The sequence below is a fragment of the Paraburkholderia sp. GAS348 genome (assembly GCF_050434205.1).
In the GTDB taxonomy this organism is placed as follows: domain Bacteria; phylum Pseudomonadota; class Gammaproteobacteria; order Burkholderiales; family Burkholderiaceae; genus Paraburkholderia.
Genome location: NZ_JBNPVT010000074.1, coordinates 1 through 1,257, shown reverse-complemented (window position 1 = coordinate 1,257; position 1,257 = coordinate 1). Strand labels below are relative to the sequence as shown.

The window sequence follows — 1,257 nt, the reverse complement described above, 5'->3', positions numbered from 1 at the left end:
TGTGATGGTCTAATTTCCTCGGACAGGTCGATAGGAGGACAATCCGGAATCGACGAGGAAAAAGAGCAAGATGACAAGAAGGCGCCGACAATTTGACGCCAGCTTCAAGCTGGAAGTAGTTCGCATGGTACGAGACCAGGGGTTATCGGTCAGCGAGGTTTGCCGGTCGATGGACCTTGTTGAGACAGCCGTGCGGCGCTGGGTGGCCCAGTACGATGCGGAACGTGCCGGCGGCCCCGGCGAGGGTAAGCCGCTAACGGCGGAACAGCAGCGCATCCGGCAACTTGAAGCTGAGAACCGGCAATTGCGAGAGGACAACGCGTTGCTAAAAAAAGCGTCGGCCTTCTTTGCCCGGGAACTGAAGTGATTTACCGCGTGGTAACTCACTTGCAACAGGGGGCCGTATCGGTCAGTGACGCTTGCCGGGTTTTGCAGGTGAGCCGCTCTGGCTACTATGCGCACCGGCGTGCCAGACCGAGCCCAAAGAGCCTGCAGGAGCAGACCCACGTCAAAGCAGCGTTTGCTGCCAGTGGTGCGAGCTACGGCAGCCGGCGTGTGATGCATGCGCTGCGGGAGCAAGGGCTACGTATTGGTCGTTATCGGGTACGCACGCTGATGCGCGAAGCGGGTCTGCGCACGAGCTGGAAGCGCAAGTTCGTCTCGACGACCGACAGCAGGCATACGCTACCAGTGGCAGAGAACGTGCTCGACCGGCAGTTTGACGTGGCCGAACCCAATCGCGCGTGGGTTTCAGACATCACGTATATCCGCACGGCACAGGGCTGGTTGTATCTCGCGGTCGTGTTGGACCTGTACTCGCGCAAGGTGGTCGGCTGGTCGATGGCACCGACCATGCCGGCTGGGCTGGTCATGTCGGCACTGACCATGGCGCTGCAGCAGCGTCGGCCAGCGCCGGGACTGGTTCTGCATTCGGACCGGGGCGCCCAGTATGCAAGTGATGAATACCAGGCCTTGCTGAAGCAGCATCACGTAGTTTGCAGCATGAGCCGCAAGGGAAATTGTTGGGACAATTCGGTGATGGAGAGATTCTTCCTGAACCTGAAAATGGAGCGTGTGTGGCAGCGTCAGTACGCCAACCACGGCGAGGCACGGCGTGACATCAACCAGTACATCGTCGGCTTCTACAATGCCGTGCGCTTGCATTCGACTTTGGGCTATCTGTCGCCCGCTGCCTACGAGGAGAAACCGACAGTGAAAGAACCTATCTGCCTGTCCGAAATAACTTGACCACCACAG

General features: G+C 59.1%; 1 protein-coding gene. It reads left to right on the top strand.

Annotated features, from left to right (window positions below):
- Positions 1-70 precede the first annotated feature (70 nt).
- A protein-coding gene (locus tag P3T22_RS33260; RefSeq protein ID WP_429327289.1) for an IS3 family transposase occupies positions 71-1,248 on the top strand; the annotation gives its coding sequence in 2 pieces (ribosomal slippage) (positions 71-338 and positions 338-1,248; 1,179 coding nt in all).
- Positions 1,249-1,257 lie beyond the last annotated feature (9 nt).